Genomic DNA, 246 nt, shown 5'->3' with positions numbered 1-246 from the left:
AACTGATCACCCGGAGCAAACGTCGTGGTTGATTGAACACTCGTAAACGAGTTGCCGTTCACTGTGTCTATGTTAAGTGTTCCTACTTGCGTTCCTGTGTTGGGCGTTGACGCTGGGTACTTCATGATACGTACGGTCGCTGTGGTGCCAGATATCAGTACCGCATTTGCTTTCGCGCCCACGAAGTTCTGCCCGAATTGGCAGTTGTCTGAGAACATGTAGAACACTTCGTTGATGACGTTTGGG

1 protein-coding gene is annotated in these 246 nt (G+C 50.0%); it reads right to left on the bottom strand.

The genetic code is table 11. The features are described from left to right. Positions 1-246, bottom strand: a 246-nt coding sequence (locus AC1RPG_RS08920; RefSeq protein ID WP_481762627.1) for a hypothetical protein, incomplete at both ends; no start/stop codon positions are given.

Source organism: Dellaglioa sp. CoH-57-MRSF-18, from assembly GCF_056781995.1.
This window is presented reverse-complemented; position numbering and strand designations above follow the sequence as displayed.